This window comes from Pseudomonas sp. GM41(2012) (assembly GCF_000282315.2).
Lineage (GTDB): Bacteria > Pseudomonadota > Gammaproteobacteria > Pseudomonadales > Pseudomonadaceae > Aquipseudomonas.
In genome coordinates this window covers 756,788-776,225 of the sequence record NZ_AKJN02000006.1, presented here as the reverse complement: position 1 = coordinate 776,225, position 19,438 = coordinate 756,788, and the positions used below count along the sequence as shown (strand labels likewise).

Below are 19,438 nucleotides of genomic sequence, written 5' to 3'. Positions count from 1 at the left end.
CCTCACATAAAGTGAGCATCAGATCTCACGCTGACTACCCCGGTCTTTACTAAATTCAAATAACGATGGCGTACTCAAGTTCAATAAAACTTGAGCCGTTGTTGTGCGGCGCACTAAAACTGCGCAAGGAAGACATCATCGTTCGCCATCATTCAAGGATTAAAATCCTTTCGATCTTCGGTACCCGTCCAGAAGCCATCAAGATGGCGCCTTTAGTCAAAGCCCTCGCTGCGGAACCAGGCATTCATTCGCAGATATGCATCACCGGCCAACATCAAAGCATGCTTAAACAGGTGCTGGATCTGTTCGACCTCGAGGCCGATCACACCCTCGATGTGATGACGCCGCACCAGTCGCTCAACTCGTTGACCGCGGCGCTTTACGGGGCGATTGACCCCGTGCTGGAAATGACCCGCCCGGACCGGGTGCTGGTACACGGCGACACCACTTCGGCCATGGTTGCCTCAATGGCTGCGTTCCATCGACGCATCCCGGTCGGTCACGTCGAAGCTGGACTGCGAACCGGCGATATCTACAGCCCTTGGCCGGAAGAAATGAACCGCCGCTGCATCGACCTCAGTGCGGACATGCTGTTTGCGCCGACCCACGAATCGCGCCAAAACCTGCTCGACGAACGCCTTCAAGGTCGCGCCTTCGTGACCGGCAATACGGTGATTGACGCTTTGCAGATGACAGCGCGGCGCATTGAGCAAGACACAGACCTGCGGGCTAGCCTGGACCAACAGTTCTCGTTCCTGAAAACCGGCCGCAAAGTTCTGCTGGTAACCGGGCATCGCCGGGAAAACTTCGGCGAAGGCTTCCTGGATATCTGCAAGGCCCTGAGCCATCTGGCCCGGCGCACGGACATCCAGATCGTCTATCCGGTGCACTTGAATCCCAATGTCATGGGCCCGGTCACCGAGCAGCTGGGCGATCTGCCCAACGTGCACTTGATCAAGCCGCTGGACTACCTGGCCTTCGTACGCCTGATGCAACGTGCGCATGTGATCCTCACCGACTCCGGTGGCGTGCAGGAAGAAGCGCCGTCGCTGGGCAAACCGGTGCTGGTCATGCGCGATGTGACTGAACGCCCCGAAGCTGTCGCCGCGGGCACGGTTCGCCTGGTCGGCACCTCGCCGGACTCGATCATCGCTGGCGTCAACGCACTGTTCGATGACGACCTGCTTTGGCGCCGATGCTCCCAGGCGGCCAACCCTTACGGCGATGGCAAGGCCAGTGCGCGCATCGTCGATGCCCTGATGGGGCGCCCGGTCGATGATTTCGTCGTGACTGGGGTGCGATTGCCCAAGTTCCAGCACCACCTGTCAGGGCTACCTGTACCCGAGAAAAGTCTCCCGGCTTTCACATCTTTATAAACCAAACCGCTCATCCCCTTATCAGCTCGAGATCTACCTGAATGAAGTCTTCCGTTGCCATCCATACGGGTGCGCTCAGCGCCTTTGCCTGTGGCGTGAGCCTGCTCGCGCTCATGCCGACCTTTGCTCTGGCCGCGGACAGCCCGCTCACCCAGGCGATCAACCGACTCAACGCCGACACGCGCCAGGAGCGTGAGATCCGCTTGAGCGATCTGGGGATCGATGCACCGATCATCCTCGGCTCCACCGACGCCCGACGCGAGCTGTATCTGCCCGTGCCGGCGGGCGTGCCGCTGACGGATGCCACACTGAATTTCGACGCCAGCTACCTGAATGGCGAAGGCGGTCGCAACACGCTGCTGTTGTCGCTGGACGGTTATCCGGTGCGCGCACAAGGGCTCAGCGAACCCCAGGGCGACGCCAGCGTCACGCTCGGCGTGGATAAGAAAGCGCGCGAAAACGGCTCGTTGCGCCTCGGAGTTGCCTGGTCGTCAATCGTGTCCCGTGTGCTGTGCGAAGACGAACGCGCGATCGGCAATGTATTGCGTATCGAACCGGACACCCGCCTCAATTACAGCTACGACGCCAGCCAGTTACAGGACGTCGGCGCCGCCTGGACGGCATTGCCCGGCAAGCCGGGAATCATGGTCGCGCCGGGCACCTTGTCCGCCGACAGCTACGATGCGGCCTGGCGTCTCGGTGTCGCACTGGAGCGGATTGGCAAACACAGCCGCGTTCTGCCCTTCCCCGCCGTACAGGACACAGTCGACCTGACCAGCCTGCGCATCCCGGCCGAACTGCTGGCTATTCCAGCGTTCGCCAGCCTCAATGGCAAAGGCCCGCAGGTTCTGGCCAACCCGGCGCAAATCGGTGCGCTGTTGATGTTGGGGCAAACGCCGAACGTCCAGGCGGATCTGGCAATCAACGACCCGCAACTGCTCAAAGCCGTCAACGAATCGCTGGACGCGCTGCAGAGCCAGGTTCAAGGCCTCGACTCCACAGCCGCCAACGCCTTCACGCAATGGCGTGAGCGGCATATCAATGCAGGTCTGGCCGCCACCGGTACTGACAACGTGCGCCTGGCATTGCTGGGCACCCGCCCGGTGCTGATGATCGCACCGCAAGCAACTGGTAAGGCGCTGGCCCTGTTCAGCACGGCCTGGAACGCACTGGCACGCAGCCGCCAATTGACGGTCAGCGAAGCACAAATGCCATTGAGCGCGGACGGTCGTGTGGCCTTGTCGCGCCTGGGCGGAAACCCCGGTGCCATTGACGTGCTGGCCAAATCCGACTGGAGCACCTCGTTCCCTCTGGGCAGCGTGGCTTACGACGGTCGTCTGCCGGTGAAGGCGGTAGTCGATGTGTCTGCCGCACCCGGTGCCTCGGACACCGCGCCGGTGGCCTCGCTGTTTCTCAACGATTACCTGATTGGCGCACAACAGCTCGTGGCCAACGGTGAACAGCAACGCATCGAAGCACGTATCCCGCGTTACGCCCTGGGTTCGAAGAACGTTTTGCGTGTGTCGTTCCAGCGTCAGCCGGTCAGTGATCGTTGCCTGGAAACGCCACAGGCCTTCCCGGTCTCGGTGCTACCGACCAGCCACATCGTGCTGGATAAAACTGCCCTGGGTGATGACTTCTCCGGCATGGCTGCGCGCTTTGCCATGGACGCGCAAATCCTCGTGCCACAGGCCTACCTCGAGCATCCGGCGAGCAGCTTGCCACACGTGATTTCGGTGGCTGACGCCGCTGGTGTTTCGCCGCTGCGGGCGCAACTGAACGTCAGTGCCGACCCGAAAGCCTTGGTCGTACCGGACAAAGCCTTCCTCGCCTTCGAGCTGCCGATCAAGGACAGCAAAGAGTCGGTGCAGGTTGATGAGCAGGGTCGCCTGCTCATCAATCACAAAGATCAGGTGTTGCTGGACGTGCATCCCCTCAACCACCTGGCCTCGTTGCAAGTGGTGGATGCCGGCGGCCAGCACGGTCTGGTCTATCGCGCCCTGGGCGATGACGCGCCCCGCTTTGCCAGGCAGATTCTGCTGACCCGCGGCGACGTGGCCATCCTCGGTGACAACGGTGCACTGACCACCTTCGACACCCAGGACCCGAGTGGCAGCCAACTGATCGACAACGAAGAACCCAAGGGCCTGGACGCCTGGCGCAAGCCGTCGCTGCTGTGGCTGATTCCGGGTGGAATCCTGTTGGTCCTCATCCTGTTGCTGGCCGGCCGTAACGCCCGTCGCAATCGCCAGTAACGGAACCTTTCGATGACGTCGCTTTATTGGCCCTATTGGCTGGCCCACTACTACAGTTTCCTGGAAATCTCGACCATCGTGATCGCGGTGCTGATCCTGATCTCCAGCCTGGACGATTTGTTCATTGACCTGTGGTACTGGTCTCGCCGCCTGTTTCGCAAGTTCACCGTGGATCGCAAATATCGGCCGCTGACCGCCGAGCAACTGATGGCCCGGGATGAACAGCCGTTGGCGATCATGGTCCCGGCCTGGCTGGAATATGACGTCATCGCACCGATGATCGAGAACATGGTGTCAACCCTGGATTACCAGAACTATGTCGTCTTCGTCGGCACCTACATCAATGACCAGCGCACCATCGATGAAGTGGAACGCATGCGTCGGCGCTACAAGCAGCTGCATCGCGTGGAAGTCCCGCATGCCGGGCCGACCTGCAAGGCCGACTGCCTGAACTGGGTGATCCAGGCGATCTTCCTGCACGAGAAAACCCACGGCATGACCTTCGCCGGCGTCGTATTGCACGACAGCGAAGACGTACTGCACCCGCTGGAATTGCGGCTGTTCAATTACTTGCTGCCGCGCAAGGACATGATTCAGCTGCCCGTGGTTTCGCTGGAACGCAACTGGTACGAATGGGTGGCGGGCACCTACATGGACGAATTCGCCGAATGGCATGGCAAGGATTTGGTCGTGCGTGAAAGCATGACCGACACGGTGCCGTCTGCCGGGGTTGGCACCTGTTTCTCCCACCGTGCCCTGCGAGTGCTGGCCGGGGAAACCCAGAACCAGCCGTTCAACACGGACAGCCTCACCGAGGACTACGACGTCGGCGCACGCCTGGCCAAGGTCGGCATGAACGCGATCTTTGTGCGCTTCCCGGTGCAGTTTCGCGTGCTGCGTAAATCCTGGTTTCGCAAACCTTACGAATCGACCCTGAAGATGCCGTTGTGCGTGCGGGAATTCTTTCCCGACACATTCCGTACCGCATTCCGCCAGAAAGCCCGCTGGACGCTGGGCATCGGCCTGCAAGGCTGGGAGCAAATGGGCTGGAACGGCTCACTGGCCAACCGTTATCTGTTGTTTCGTGACCGCAAGGGCGTGGTGACGGCGTTCGTCAGCATCATCGCCTACGTGATTCTGGTGCAGCTGCTGGGCCTGCTCATCCTGCGCCAGAGTGGCCTGTGGGATGTGAGTTTCCCGACGCCGTTTGAAACCAACGGCTTCATCAAATACCTGCTGCTGGCCAACGGTATCGCGCTGGCCTGGCGTATCGCGCACCGCTGCTATTTCACCACCGTGTTATACGGCTGGCAGCATGGATTGCTGTCCATCCCGCGCATGGTGGTGGGCAACTTTGTCAACTTCATGGCTGCATCACGCGCCTGGCGCATGTTCATCGTCGGCAAGGTAATGAACCGCAAACTGGTGTGGGACAAAACCATGCACGACTTCCCGTCCACTGACCTGGTTGCCTTCGCACCGCGCAAGTTGGGCAGCGTGTTGCTGTCCTGGCAGGCGATCAACGAAACCGACCTGCAAAGCGCTCTCGACGAACAGAAAACCCGGCATATGCCATTGGGACGGATCTTGCTCAGCAATGGCTGGCTGGACGACGAGACACTGGCGGAAGCCATCGCCTTCCAGAACGATCTGCCGCGGGTGTTCGATGTGGCCAACAAGGCACAGGCGTCAACCCCTACCCTGGACGATGAATTCGCTCTGCGCTGGCGCGTGGTGCCGGTCGGCTTGAATGCCGACGGCCGAGCACAACTTGCCGTGGCCAGCCCGTTGCCGGCCGAAGGTCTGCAACAAGTCAGCGAGGCACTGGGCAGCGAACCGGTGCAACTGATTGCCCGGGAAAGCGAAATCGTCGCGCAGTTACGTCAACTGAACGTGCGCCAAGGCCAGTCCGTGCCGGATGCCCGCGCGCCACTGCTGGGGGACTTGTTGATCGAAATGGGCCTGCTGGATCGCGACGTATTCAATCGCGCCATGCTGCAGTACCGCCCGCAGCGTCACGGACGCATCGGCGACTATCTGGTCGACAGCGGCGTGCTACCCCGCTCCACCATCGAAAAGGCCGTGGCGCGTCAGCACAGCCACTACCCTGCGGAGCTTCCGGCATGAAACGCCCCTTCCTGACCCTCATGGCCACGGGGCTAAGCCTGTTACCCGGGCTTGCTCTTGCCGAGACGTTGCCGCTGCCGTTGACCGGCCCGGCCTATGTCACCGCCAACGAGGCCTACAGCGCTTACGAGCGCAAAGATTACGACCTGGCCATCGCCAAGGCCCGCGAAGCCTTGCGTCAGCGGGCTGACATCACCCGTTTGAACACCTTGATTGTGCTGGCTCAGCGCGACAAGGAACTGCGTGATCATCCCAAACGCTACCCCCAATCGCGTCAGGCCCCAGGCTTCGGCGCCGCGGCCCAGGCGTTCAAGGCCTACGATCGCGATGACTTCGGCACGGCTGCCCAAGCGTCACGCAAAGCCATCGCCCAAGCGCCCAAACGCATGGATTATCGATTGCTGCTGATCGAGTCCTTGCAGCGCCAGCAGCATTTGCAGGAAGCGGATCAAGCCACCACCCAGGCGCTTGTGGTGTTCCCGGACGACGATACCTTGCTGATGCGTCGCGAAGCGATTCGTCGTCAATTGGCCGCTCCGCTGGCCGTTGAAGGTTATCGTGCCCTGGAGCAAGGCCAGGTGTCCCTGGCCGTGGACCAGGCCAGAAAAGCCGTCGCCTGGGCTCCGGAAATCGGCGCCAATCAGCAACTGCTGATCAGTGCCCTGCTCGCGGCCACGGATTATCCTGGGGCCGAACAGGCCGCGTCAGGCGCTTTGGCGCAAGACGATGGGGAAATCGCTCCGTGGATTCTGCGCAGCTACGCCCGTGATCGTCAGGGTAAAACCCAGGCCGCCCAGGCTGACCTGAATCACGCTCTGGCCATCGATGGCCTGCTTGAAGCAGAAACCCGTGACATTCGTTTCTTCGCTGCGGACGCTGCACTGGCCCATGACGAGCCTCAACAAGCGCTCGATCATCTGCAGCCATTGGCCGACGATGAAGGCGGTGAAGTAGCCCGCCGACGCACCAACGCCCGCTTGGCGTTGCGGCAGAAAAACAACGGCGCGAACGTTATTGCCCACTTCCCTGCTCCGGCACTGAACTGTGAGGAAACGGCCTTCGGCCTGGTCTGTGATATCTGGCCGGGCAACCAGCGTGATGGCGGAACCGACATGGCCGGCCAAGCCTACGCGGCCCTGGCCCGCAAGGACTCCGGAACAGCCGTCGCTCTGGCAAATGAAGCCATTGCCCGAGCGCCACAGAATCCGGCGTACCGCCGACTGCTGGTCAGCGCCCTGAGTGATCAGAAACGTGTGCCCGAAGCCATCGCGGCAGCCAGCGACGGTCTAAAAGTCACCGGTGATGACGCGCGGCTGCTGGCCCAACGGGGTCGTCTGCGCCAACAATCGGGTGATGATGCCGGCGCTCGCAAGGACTTCACCCAGGCCTTGGCGTCAGGCAGCCTGCCCGCTTACGAGGAGGCCAGTCTGTATGCCGCCATCGGTCAGCGTCGGACTGCACGCGAACGCCTGCAACAAGCGCGTGATACCGGCGAACTCGAATCGATGAGCGAACTGCAAATCGCCTATCTGTCGGTCCAGGCCGGTGACGATGACGGTGCCCACACTTCGTTCCGCAAGGCCGATGCCGACACCCGCCTCACGCCGACAGCCACGCAGGATGCGGCCTATAACGCCATGCGGGTCAATGACGACGAGCAAGCTGTCACCTACTTCAAGCGAGTCATCGACGCGAAAAACGCCAGTGAACTCGACATGTCCGAGCAGCAGCTGTTCGACACCCGCCGCGCCGTGGCCGATGTGTCGCGCACCTGGGGCTTGACCAACACCACCAGTTATCGCGGCAACAGTACCAGCAGCGGCTTGAGTTCAGCACCGAGCGGCGGCAGTAGCAGCAATGACAATGTGCAAAACAGCACCGAGCTTTCCTGGCGTCCCTTGGGCTACCGCAACGCACGGTTTGTCGAACTCTACGGACGGGTCACCGACACCTTGTGGAGCAAAAACGGCGATTCGGATACCGGATTCGACGCCTTGCAAGGCGCCGTGGGTGTGCGAGTCAAACCGTTCACCTCGCTGAACGTGATGGCCGCCGTCGAGCGCACCTTCCCGTTGGGTTCGTCGGACGTCGACGGTGACTGGTTGCTGCGCCTGGGCTACGGCTCCAGCATCGGCACCGATCTGCGGGTCGATGCTGACAGCTGGTGGACCTCGCAGTTGTTCGCCGAAGCCGGACATTACGTCAACGACTCGCGCAACTACTTCAACAGCGAATGGCAGGTGGGTCGCAGCTACGCCATCGGCGGCGCGGGCTCGCGCTGGGTGACGTTCCCTCATGTGGTGGCCGCGTTCGACTACGACTCGAAGATGAACAGCGAAACCGCTGCCGACGGCAGCACGGACTCGTCATCGGGCAAGGCCGGCGGCGTTGGTATCGGTAACAACGTGCGGTACTGGTTTCGCGAAGATGCGTACAACGCGCCCCGCTCCTATGTGGATTTTTCCCTGCAATATCGCGTGAAGGTGCTGGGCGAAGACAACGCTGAAGGCGTGTTCGCGCGCCTGACCTATTCCTATTGAGGACTTGCATGAACGTTCGAATGTGTTTGTGGCTGGGTCTTGGCCTGGTCTCAATGGGGGCACAAGCGGCCCCTGAAATCGCCCAGCTGTATGCGCCGAAACTGCCCGAGGGTTCGGCCTGGGTGCGGGTGGTCAATCCGTCCGATACCGCCATGCAGGTCCGGGTCGGCCAAGGCCCGAGTTTTGCCCTTGCCGCCTCAACCGCCTTGGCCAGCCCGTTTCAGGTCGTGGACTCGCTGCAGCCGCTACAGGTGAGCATCAATGGTCGCGAGATAAAAGGCCTCAGCGCACCAAAAAGTGCGTGGGTTACGCTGATTCTCGACAGCGACCCGGCACGGGCGCCACGCCTGGTCATCGACCCGCCGTTGCGCGGTAAAGACCTGCGCGCCGAACTCAATGTCTACAACCTGGCCAACGGTTGCGAAAAGGCCGAGGTCAAACTCGCCAACGGTGCTCCTGTGTTCAACCAGCTGCCGTTCAACGGACAAGCCCAGCGCACGATCAACCCGGTGCAGGCGACGCTGATTGCCAGCTGCAATGAGAACGCGAGCCTGCCGTTGAAGCTGGCGCCCTTCAAAGCCGGTGATCGTTATAGCCTGTTCCTGATCGGCTCCCGCCAGGCTCCACGGCTGATTGGCCTTGTCGACCAGACCGCCCCATGAACCTTCAATCCAGACCCGAACGTTTTATCCGTCGATTGTCGATGCCCGCCATGATCGCTGGCCTGCTGTCGAGCCTGTCAGGCACCGGCGTTCAAGCGGCCTCGGCGGTGATCACCGGCAACGGTGGCTGGTTATTCCCGGCCTGGGAAAGCCTGAGCAAGGTCGACAACACCGGCACTGCCCGCAGCATTGCACTGGTCAGGGAACTCCAGCAGCAACTTCAACGCGAACACATTGGGCTGGTGGTGCTGGTGGTGCCGATGAAAGCGCCGTTTTATGCTCAGCGCCTGCCCGTCGATCAACCCTTGAGCGTGGCCGTGATGCAGCGCTATGACCACCTGCAAAACGACTTGACCCAAGCAGGTCTGACCACACTGAATATCAAGCCGATCCTGCAACGGACCGAGCAAGGCAAACAGACCGCGTTCTACCGCGCCGACTACCACTGGACAGCCTGGAGCGCCGAAAACACCGCAGACGCCACGGCGCAACTGATTACCGAGCGCTATCGCCTGCAAGGTGACCCCGGTGGTGGCGCGGCGCTGGGCCAATGGTTCGACAGACGCGCGTTCGGCGACCTGGCCAGTAATTTTCTGCCAGCGATCAAGCGCAAGGCGATTGGTCGCGACATCTACACCGTTCGCCATCAGGCCGAAAACGACTTGCTGATCGACGATGCGCCGGCACCGGTCCAAGTGATCGGCAACAGCTTTGTCCAGCCTTACCTGGGTTTTACGCAGAAGCTCTCAAATGCCTTGGACCGTCCCGTCGCACTGACCTGGAACCCTGGCGACGTCGGTCCGTGGGCTACGCTGCTGCAATACCTGGAGTCGGCGGATTTTGCCGAACACAAGCCGCAAGTGATCGTCTGGCAATTCAACGAGGGCCAGTTCCACCTTGGCCCTGATGCGGCGGCCAACTGGAACGCCAAAGGCGTCACCTCGCTGAGCCAATGGCATCAACGTCTCCAAAAGGCACTTCCGTGAACATTTTCGGCTACACCGCCAGTCGTGCGACCGTTGCGGCCCTGTTGTTTGCAGTCACCGTCGGCGTAGGCACCAGCATGCTCTACGTGACGAAAACCAAGGCCCTGGACCCGGGGATTGTCGGCATCGTCTGGCAGCCGGACAACAAGACCGTCGGTATCAGCGGACACTGGGAAAAACTGGGAGCGCGTGAGCTGCTGGTGCAATGGACGGTTGTCGACGATCAGGCCTTCGTTCCCGGTACCGACCTGCCCGCCGTACCGGTGCTGCCCGATTGGGCGCGCATCGCCAAGGCACCCTGGGCGCAGGATGTGATCCTCGGGCTGGCGGGTTATTTCAGCGAGAACCGCTCACGGGACAACATCGAACAGCTGGCCGCAGTCTCGGAACGGATCGCCAAATTGCCTACGCCGTTACACGTGACCGGCTGGTATTTCCCGGCTGAAGTCGACCCCAGCTGGACCCGTGCCAAAGAACTGCCCGCGTTGTTGGCCAAGCTGCCGCGACCGCTGTGGATCAGCGTTTATGACGGTGCCAATATCGGCCCCGTCGCCACCGCCGAATGGCTCAAGCAATGGCTGCCGGACGACATCGGCGTGTTCTTCCAGGACGGTGTCGGCGTGTACGCCCGCACTGCACCGGTCGCGCGAACCTACGCCGACGCTCTGAGCCAGCGCCTGGGCAAAGATCGTGTGCGGATCATCGTCGAAGCCTTCCGCCCCAACTTTGGCGGCGGCTTCCGCTCCGCGACCGCTGCCGAGCTCAAACCGCAACTGGCGGCCTATGACGGATATCCGCTCTACCTGTTCGACGGGCCGCACTACGTGACGCCAGAGTTGGTTGAGCAAATGGTGCAGTAAAGCGTGCGCCGCTGACGTGTCAACTTTCAGCGCAAGCGCTTTCGGCCAGCGTTCGCAGCCCTGAATGCTTCGCGTGGACGCCGATCAAGTGTCCAATCGCCTGCGCATCCATAGGCCGGCTCAAGAAATACCCTTGAACCTCATCGCACCGGGCATCCTGCAACGCCTGAAGTTGCTCGATCGTTTCCACTCCCTCCGCCGTGACTGTCAGCGACAGTGCCCTGCCCAGCCCGACGATGGCCTCGATGATCGACTGATCGTCACCGCTGGCGGCCAGCCCGGAGATAAAGCTGCGATCGATCTTCAACCCGTCGAAAGGAAATGAACGCAGGTAGCTCAATGACGAGTACCCAGTGCCGAAATCGTCCATTGCCAGGCGAACTCCCAAGGCTTTCAAGTCGTGCATGATCTGCAGTGCGCCCTTGGCGTCGTCGAGCATGACATTCTCTGTCAGTTCCAATTCCAGCCGGGCCGGATTCAAACCGGTCTGCGTTAACACCGCCTGAACCCTGGACACCAGCTGCCCACGCTGAAACTCTGTCGGCGACAGGTTCACCGAGACAAAGAGTTCTTCAGGCCAGGTCGACGCGGCCCTGCAAGCGGTGTGCAGCACCCAGTTGCTCAGCGGCAGAATCAACCCGGTTTCTTCCGCAATGGGAATGAAAACGTCGGGCGACAACAGCCCTCTCACCGGGTGCTCCCAGCGTACCAGCGCTTCGGCACCGGCCATGACTCTGCCTGCAATCTGATAGCGCGGCTGAAAGTGCAGACGCAACTCATCATGTTTGATCGCGTGACGCAGATCGCTTTCCAACTGACGACGATCGAGGATTCGGGCATTCATGTCGCCCGCGTAAAAACGCCAGGTGTTGCGTCCAGCATCCTTGGCTTCGTACAGCGCGATGTCGGCATAGCGCAGCAACTCGTCGGCCAGGGTGGCGTCAGCCGGTGCCATGGCAATGCCGATGCTGGCACTGATAAACACCTCATGCTCATCAATCTGGAACGGCTGTTCGATGCAGTCGATCAGGCGCTGGCACAGGTGCTCGACCTCATCCTGAGAAACCATATTCGCCACCACCAGCACAAACTCATCGCCACCGATTCGCGCGACCAGGTCGTCGGAGCGCAAGCACTGCCCTAGCCTTTTGGAGACCTCGTTGAGCACCTGATCGCCTGCGGCATGCCCGAGCAAATCATTCACCGGTTTGAAGCGATCCAGGTCGACGCTGAGCATGACCAACGGATCACTCAGGGTCGGCGCAGCCTTGAGTTTGCCATCGAGGAATTCCTGCATCCGGGCGCGATTCGCCAGGCCCGTCAGCGCATCGTGTTGCGACAGGTATTCGATCCGTCGGCGGGCTGCCACTTCTTCAGTGATATCGCTGGCCGTGCCGCGATAGCCCAGCCCCTCCATTTCTCGCACGGAAAGACGGAAAATCCTGGCTTGCCCGTCCCCTGACAGATAACTGCATTGCAAGATGGCGTTGGCCCGTCGCGAGTGGTTTTTCAACCACTGGGAAAGTGGGCCCTGATCAGACACCAGCAAGTCATCGATAGGACGACCAAGGCACTCGGCCCTGCGCAGTCCCGTCACGGTTTCGAAGCGCTCTGACAGGTAGGTGAAGCACAACCCGGTATCGATTTCCCAAATCCAGTCGGAGGACGCTTCGGCGACATCACGAAACCGCGCCTCACTGGCCGCCAACGCCGTTCGACTGACCTGCAGGGAGGTGTAACTGGCATCCATCACTTGCGCAGCCGCCGTGGTACGGCGCTGAAAAAGCCAGGTCATCAGTCCGATAATCAGCCCCGCTATACCGATCAGTGGCAACACCACGGTCATCAACCGATGCCCCGGTTGCGCCGGTGTCCACTGCAGGGTGCCCGCCGTACCAGTTTCCCCCAGGCGCAAAAACGATGTGCCGAGCGCAGCACTATCACCTGAGGCCACGCGCAATTGAGCAATCCCGAAATCACTGGCCATGGTGCTCAGTCGGGCAGCATCGAGCCTGGAGACGAACAACAGTATTGAGGCTGGCCTGTCATCCGTTTCGACCTGGAGGTTGGTGCCCGGCGTCAGGGGCGCGGCAGCGACCAACACCGGGGTGCCGTCGACATCGAGAAACGCCTTGATGGGTGTTTCGCTTTCGACATCAATGCGTGCACGTTCGATGAGCGCGGTGATGGGTTGTTTCAGCCAGTCTTCTGCGGTGACCGATTCCAGCTGCCCATTGATGACCGAGTACACCGTACGATCGGTCGAATCGATCACAAACACGCCCTCAAACCCGAAATCCTCAAACAGCGACGAGCCGGCATTCTGGCGGACAAATGCCCAGTCGATATCCACCTTCCTGTGCAGGTGCTCGTAGGCATCGCCCCAGAATGCGTAGTCCTTGATCGTCAAAAGAACCGACTTCTCCAGGGATTGCACGGCCTTTTCCGTATAGAAGCGACTGCGGCGCTCGGCGTCCTGGTTTTGCTCGAAGGCGATGTAAACAATCAAGGTGCTGGCCAACAGGAAGATCGACAACAACAGACAAGAGAAGGCCATCAATGACATGCGGGTCAGGGAAAGATTGGAGGTTTGCTTCTGCGGCAGAGGGTCGAGAGGCTTGCTTTTCATAGGGCTTCCAGGCGGTACAACGACTACAGGCCTTATCGGCCCGACTGTCGATGCCTTGACCCGCTATCGTCTTCAACCGCTCAACGGTCGAGTCTTGCGAGCAAAGCCAACCCTGAAGCTTCAGCTCACTTTTTCTGACTCTGTTTTGCGGCGGCCGGGCTTTCGAGCGCGACGCCGGTAACCGCAGAACCTGTGGGAGCGGGCTTGTTCGCTACCTGAGCGAGCGTCAACAGAACGTTATTTTCTCGAAACACCTCACAACCGCTGATCAGTTGGTTCGGTTTTTTGACACTTCCCCGATATGTGGTCACAACTTTTGCGCTCCGCTGGGTCATAACACGGTGGCTGTCGATGGAATATTGGCATCTTTCGAGGTTTTAGGCTGATACGGAGATAAGCTCATGATTTTTAATGTACAAAATTTTGGCGCCAAAGGAGATGGCATCACCGACGACACGGCGGCGATACAAAGTGCGATTGATGCAGCGGCCGCCGCAGGTGGGGGGCAGGTGTATATGCCGACCGGAACTTACATCGTTTCGGGAGGTGAGGAACCCTCCGACGGCTGCCTGATGCTCAAGAGCAACGTCTACCTGTACGGCGATGGCATGGGCGCAACCACTGTCAAAGTGGCTGATGGCTCCGACACCAAGATCACGGGGGTCATCCGCTCCGCCTATGGCGAGGAAACACACGACTTTGGCGTCAGCAACCTCACCATCGACGGCAACCGTGATCACACCACGGGCAAGATTGACGGTTGGTTCAACGGCTACATTCCCGGCCAGGCAGGCTACGACTCCAACGTCACCCTCGACAGCGTCGAGATCAAGGATTGCTCCGGGTACGGTTTCGACCCCCACGAGCAGACCGTCAACATGGTCATCAAGAACAGCGTGTCCCACGGCAATGGCCTGGACGGCTTCGTTGCTGACTTCCTCAGCGATAGCACCTTCGAAAACAACGTCGCCTACGACAACGACCGCCACGGTTTCAACGTCGTCACCAGTACCCACGACTTCACCCTTACCAACAACGTTGCCTACAACAATGGCGGCAATGGCATCGTGGTGCAGCGCGGCAGCGAGAACATCCCCTCCCCCAGCAACATCACCATCACCGTTGGCGAGGTGTACGGCAACGGCGCCGAAGGGGTGCTGATCAAAATGTCCAGTGAGGTGACCGTCAGCGGCGTCGAGATTCACGACAACGCCAGCGCCGGGATCCGCATCTATGGCAGCAACCACGTCGAGATCATCGACAACACGCTCAGCAACAACTCCCTGGGCAACCCCGTACCGGAAATCATCATCCAGTCCTACAACGACACCCTGGGCGTGTCCGGCAAGTACTTCAACGGCAGCGATAACACGATCCAGGGCAACATCATCACTGGCAGCAACCTGTCGACCTACGGCGTTGCGGAGCGCAATGAAGACGGCACTGATCGCAACGCCATCATCGGCAACACCATCAGCCACACCAGCAACGGTGCCACGCTAGTCTATGGTGACGGCAGCTACGTCAGCGCCACGGTGCCGATGACCACCGTGCAAGGTACGGCTGGCAACGACACCCTGCTGGGCAGTGCCGCCAGCGAGATTTTCTACGGCGTTGCCGGCAACGACACCATCAATGGCGGGGCCGGTGGCGACATTCTGGTGGGCGGTGCAGGCATCGACAAACTCACCGGCGGTACCGGTGCCGATACGTTCCGGTTCGTCGCTCAGTCCGACAGTTACCGCAACGCAACCGCAAGCTTCGATGACACCATCACCGACTTCGACGTCACCCAGGACAAGATCGACCTCGCCGGCCTCGGTTTCACCGGCCTGGGCAATGGCCGTGGCGGCACCTTGCAGGTCAGCTACAGCGCCAGCAACGACCGCACCTACATCAAGGACTACGATGCCGACGCCAGCGGCAATCGCTTCGAGTTGATTCTCTCGGGCAACCTGGCCAGCACCCTGACCGCCAGCAATTTCATCTTCAATCGTGTGATCACCGGCACCAGCGGCAGCGACTCGCTGTCGGGTAGCGACTCGGCCGACACCCTGCTCGGCCTGGCGGGCAACGACAGCCTCAGTGGCGGCGCGGGCGACGACAAGCTCGACGGCGGTGCCGGCATGGACTCCCTCACCGGCGGCACTGGCGCGGACATCTTTGCGTTCTCCAATCGCCTGGACAGTTACCGCAACTACAACACCGGCGGTGCCAATCTTAGCGACGTGATCACCGATTTCGATATCACCGCCGACAAGATCGACCTCTCGGCCATTGGATTCACCGGCCTGGGGGATGGCAAAAACAACACCGTGTACGTGGTGCTCAACAGTGCCGGCACCAAGACGTACATCAAGTCCCTGACCGCCGACGCCAATGGCAACCGCTTCGAAGTGACACTGGACGGCAACTACCTCAACAAGCTGACCAGCGCCAACTTCGTCTTCGCCACGTCGCCAACGGTCAACCATGCACCGGTGGTGGCAACGGCGTTGCTGGATCAGAACGCGACCGAAAACACCCCGTTCAACTACGCGGTGCCGACCACCAGTTTCACCGATCCGGATAACGACAGCCTCAGCTATACCGCGACCCTGGCCGATGGCAGCGCCCTGCCCGCGTGGCTGAGCTTCAATGCCACCAACCTGACCTTCACCGGCACGCCGACCAGCACTGCATCCGGCAATTACAACGTGCTGGTTAAAGCCACGGACCCGGCCGGTGCATCGGTCAGCGACAGCTTCGCCCTGGCAGTGGCCGATACGCCCGCCAACACCATCACCGGCACCAACAATGCCGAAAGCCTCAACGGCACGGCGGGCGCAGACCTGATCCTCGGCCTCGGTGGCAACGACACCATCAAGGCCGGCACCGGCGCGGACATCGTCGATGGCGGCGCCGGACGCGATTCGCTGTACGGCGGCGACGGTGCCGACACCTTCCGCTACACCAACGTACTCGACAGCTACCGCGACTACGACACCGGCGGTGTCACGGCCACCGACACGATTTATGATTTCACCGCAGGCGTCGACAAGATCGATGTTTCGGGCCTTGGCTTTGTCGGCCTCGGCGATGGCAGCAACGGCACGTTGTACATCACCCTCAACGCGGCCGGCGACAAGACTTACATCAAATCCGCCGAGACCGATGCCGATGGCAATCGCTTCGAAATCGCCCTCAACGGCAACTACCTCAACACCCTGACCGCCAGTGATTTCGTGTTCGGCGAGCGCGCCCAGCAGGACATCCTCTACCTGCCCGTCCTCGGCCAATCCAATGCACGCCTGCTACGCATGACAGAGGACGACAATCAGTCCGGCACCTCGATGCTGGTCAACGACCTGGACCGCTACACAACCTATGACGTGCGCAGCCAGTTCACCGATACCGATGGGAACGGCATCGACATCGCGGTGGGCGGCAGCACGGTCACCGGCCTGTCGACTCTCAGCGCCGAGGAACTCAAGTTGTGCTGGTGGCTGACCGACACCAACCAACCCGGGCCTGCGCTGTTGCGCGCCGTGACGCTGCTGCGGGACCAGCACACCGAACTGCAATCCATCGATAACGTCACCATGGGCATCATTTGGGGCCAGGGCGAGGAAGCCGCCCAGGAGATCGGCCGCGCCACGGACAAAGCAGCGGCAGCAGCGGCGTACAAGGCCGCGACCCTGAAGGTGTTTGATTACCTGCATGCCCAGTTCGGCAACTTCAGCGTGTACATGATGGAAACCGGTCACTACGAGCAGGACGCGGCGCGTACCCGTGGTTATTCGGAGGAGAAGATTGCCTCCATCGTCGAGGGGGTTGGCTATGTCCGCGCCGCCCAGGAAGCCATCGCTGCCGAGCGTGCCGATGTCAAGCTGGCGGTGGACTACACCGACCTCCCCTTGCGCCACGAAGTCGATCCGCAGGCGTATCCCGACGACGTCTGGCACCTGCACGAGGAGTCAGCGGAGATCGTTGGCCAGCGCCTGGCCGACTACATTGCCGGTGACCTTGGCTTCCAGGGCAACCCTAACGACAACAACAGCGTGCAGGACATTTTCGACAACGCTCAGAACATGATTTCCGGTACCGACCAAGCGGATACCCTGGTGGGCACTTCGGGCAACGACACACTGGATGGCAAACTGGGCGCCGACACCATGACCGGTGGCGATGGCAATGACATCTATGTGGTCGATAACGCGTCCGACCGCGTGGTGGAAACCAACACCTCGACCTCGCAGATCGATACGGTGCAGGCCTCGGTCAGCTGGACCCTGGGCGCCAATCTCGAGAACCTGGTGCTCACCGGCGCGTCGAACATCAACGGCACCGGCAATGAGCGGCACAACTTCATCACCGGCAATGCCGCCAATAACGTGCTCAATGGTGCTGCAGGGGACGACAGCATGAGTGGTGGCGATGGCAACGACACCTACTATGTCGACAACGCCGACGACATCGTGATCGAGACCAACAGCAATGCAGTGTCTGGAGGGATCGACAGCGTGCACAGCAGCCTGGCGGCCCATACTCTCGCCAACAACGTCGAGCGTCTGTATATCGATAGCACTGGCGCCGCCAATGGCACGGGCAACGCGCTGGACAACACGCTGTTCGCCGGAGCCGGCAACAACGTGCTGGACGGGCGCGATGGCAACGACACGGTGTCCTTTGAACGCGCCCTCTCCGGGGTTACCGTAAACCTCTCGACGTCAGCGCAACAAAATACCGTGGGTTCCGGGCTCGACACTCTGAAATTTATCGAAAACCTGACGGGAAGCGCCTACGCCGACAGTCTGTCGGGCAACAGCGCCGCGAACGTTCTGAACGGTGGTGCGGGCAACGATACGCTGGTGGGTGGTTCGGGCGATGACCGGCTGATCGGCGGTGCAGGCACCGACAACCTCACCGGCGGCACTGGCGCGGACACCTACGCGTTTGGTGCGCTGTCGGACATGGGCGTCGGGGCTTTGCGCGATGTGGTCAACGGTTTCAAGACCACCGAGGGTGATCATCTGGATTTCACCGGCCTGGACGCCAACCCGCTGACCGCCAATATCGACGCCTTCACGTTCATCGGCAGCAACGCCTTCGACCCTGCCAACGCCACCGGCCAACTGCGCTTTGCCGATGGCATTCTCTACGGCAGTGTCAACGCCGACGCCACCCCCGAGTTCGAGTTTGAACTGGTGGGCGTCAAGGAGCTGCATGCCAGCGATTTCACAGCCTGACGTGTGGCAGCGAGCCTGCTCGCGATGACGGCGTCACATTCAGCATTGCTGCAAGCTGAACCACCGCTATCGCGAGCAGGCTCACTCCCACAAGGGATTTGCAGTGCCACAAAAATCGAGGACAGCCACAGATCAAATGTGGGAGCGGGCTTGCCCGCGAAGGCGGCGACACATTCAGCACTGATACAAGCTGACCCACCGCTATCGCGAGCAGGCTCACTCCCACAGGGGATTTGCAGTGCCACAAAAATCGAGGACAGCCGCAGATCAAATGTGGGAGCGAGCCTGCTCGCGATGACGGCGGCACATTCAGCACTGCGGCAAGCTGACCCACCGCTTTCGCGAGCAAGCCCGCTCCCACAGGGGATTTGCAGTGCCACAAAAATCGAGGACAGCCACAGATCAAATGTGGGAGCGAGCCTGCTCGCGATGACGGCGGCACATTCAGCACTGATACAAGCTGACCCACCGCTATCGCGAGCAGGCTCACTCCCACAGGGGACTTGCAGTGCCACAAAAACCAGGGCAACCGCATATCAAATGTGGGAGCGAGCCTGCTCGCGAAGGCGGCGACACATTCAGCACTGATACAAGCTGACCCACCGCTATCGCGAGCAGGCTCACTCCTACAGGGGACTTGCAGTGCCACAAAAACCAGGGCAACCGCAGATCAAATGTGGGAGCGAGCCTGCTCGCGAAGGCGGCGACACATTCAGCACTGATACAAGCTGACCCGCCGCTTTCGCGAGCAAGCCCGCTCCCACAGGGGATTTGC

9 protein-coding genes are annotated in these 19,438 nt (G+C 60.8%); 8 read left to right on the top strand and 1 reads right to left on the bottom strand.

What is annotated here, in order from left to right; translation table 11 throughout:
* Nucleotides 1–203 precede the first annotated feature (203 nt).
* Genes wecB through PMI27_RS22250 form a run of 7 tightly spaced genes read left to right on the top strand, consistent with a single transcriptional unit; the run spans nucleotide 204 to nucleotide 10,806 of the window.
* The gene (gene wecB, locus PMI27_RS22220; protein ID WP_033053297.1) at nucleotides 204–1,376 is read left to right on the top strand and encodes a non-hydrolyzing UDP-N-acetylglucosamine 2-epimerase; all 1,173 of its coding nucleotides are present in this window, start codon (nucleotides 204–206) and stop codon (nucleotides 1,374–1,376) included.
* A 41-nt stretch (nucleotides 1,377–1,417) separates the two neighbouring features.
* Nucleotides 1,418–3,631, top strand: coding sequence for a membrane protein (locus tag PMI27_RS22225; protein WP_008155437.1), 2,214 nt, complete (start codon nucleotides 1,418–1,420; stop codon nucleotides 3,629–3,631).
* A gap of 12 nt (nucleotides 3,632–3,643) precedes the next feature.
* Nucleotides 3,644–5,758 (top strand): glycosyl transferase family protein, encoded by a 2,115-nt coding sequence (locus PMI27_RS22230; protein ID WP_008155439.1) that lies wholly within the window; start codon nucleotides 3,644–3,646, stop codon nucleotides 5,756–5,758.
* Entirely contained in the window at nucleotides 5,755–8,298 is a 2,544-nt protein-coding gene (locus tag PMI27_RS22235) for a bacteriophage N4 adsorption protein A (protein WP_008155442.1), read from the top strand. Before PMI27_RS22230 ends, PMI27_RS22235 begins: the two co-directional genes overlap by 4 nt.
* A gap of 8 nt (nucleotides 8,299–8,306) precedes the next feature.
* Complete coding sequence (locus PMI27_RS22240) at nucleotides 8,307–8,960, top strand: alginate O-acetyltransferase AlgF (protein ID WP_008155445.1); 654 nt, start codon at nucleotides 8,307–8,309, stop codon at nucleotides 8,958–8,960.
* A complete protein-coding gene (locus PMI27_RS22245) occupies nucleotides 8,957–9,946 on the top strand; it encodes an alginate O-acetyltransferase AlgX-related protein (RefSeq protein WP_008155448.1) in 990 nt (329 codons plus the stop codon). Before PMI27_RS22240 ends, PMI27_RS22245 begins: the two co-directional genes overlap by 4 nt.
* Nucleotides 9,943–10,806: a hypothetical protein gene (locus PMI27_RS22250; protein WP_008155450.1), complete on the top strand. Its 864-nt coding sequence runs from the start codon at nucleotides 9,943–9,945 to the stop codon at nucleotides 10,804–10,806. The genes PMI27_RS22245 and PMI27_RS22250 overlap by 4 nt, the downstream gene beginning before the upstream one ends.
* A gap of 19 nt (nucleotides 10,807–10,825) precedes the next feature.
* Here PMI27_RS22250 and PMI27_RS22255 read toward each other — a convergent pair whose 3' ends face one another.
* Nucleotides 10,826–13,435 (bottom strand): bifunctional diguanylate cyclase/phosphodiesterase, encoded by a 2,610-nt coding sequence (locus PMI27_RS22255; RefSeq protein ID WP_008155452.1) that lies wholly within the window; start codon nucleotides 13,433–13,435, stop codon nucleotides 10,826–10,828.
* 401 nt (nucleotides 13,436–13,836) lie between these two features.
* Here PMI27_RS22255 and PMI27_RS22260 point away from each other — a divergent pair, with 401 nt between their 5' ends.
* Complete coding sequence (locus PMI27_RS22260; RefSeq protein WP_008155454.1) at nucleotides 13,837–18,663, top strand: glycosyl hydrolase family 28-related protein; 4,827 nt, start codon at nucleotides 13,837–13,839, stop codon at nucleotides 18,661–18,663.
* Nucleotides 18,664–19,438: the final 775 nt, after the last annotated feature.

Excerpts from the sequence above, each read along its gene's own strand:
- wecB (WP_033053297.1), top strand. The coding sequence starts at position 204 with ATGGCGCCTTTAGTCAAAGCCCTCGCTGCGGAACCAGGCATTCATTCG.
- PMI27_RS22225 (WP_008155437.1), top strand. The coding sequence starts at position 1,418 with ATGAAGTCTTCCGTTGCCATCCATACGGGTGCGCTCAGCGCCTTTGCC.
- PMI27_RS22230 (WP_008155439.1), top strand. The coding sequence starts at position 3,644 with ATGACGTCGCTTTATTGGCCCTATTGGCTGGCCCACTACTACAGTTTC.
- PMI27_RS22235 (WP_008155442.1), top strand. The coding sequence starts at position 5,755 with ATGAAACGCCCCTTCCTGACCCTCATGGCCACGGGGCTAAGCCTGTTA.
- PMI27_RS22240 (WP_008155445.1), top strand. The coding sequence starts at position 8,307 with ATGAACGTTCGAATGTGTTTGTGGCTGGGTCTTGGCCTGGTCTCAATG.
- PMI27_RS22245 (WP_008155448.1), top strand. The coding sequence starts at position 8,957 with ATGAACCTTCAATCCAGACCCGAACGTTTTATCCGTCGATTGTCGATG.
- PMI27_RS22255 (WP_008155452.1), bottom strand. The coding sequence starts at position 13,435 with ATGAAAAGCAAGCCTCTCGACCCTCTGCCGCAGAAGCAAACCTCCAAT.
- PMI27_RS22260 (WP_008155454.1), top strand. The coding sequence starts at position 13,837 with ATGATTTTTAATGTACAAAATTTTGGCGCCAAAGGAGATGGCATCACC.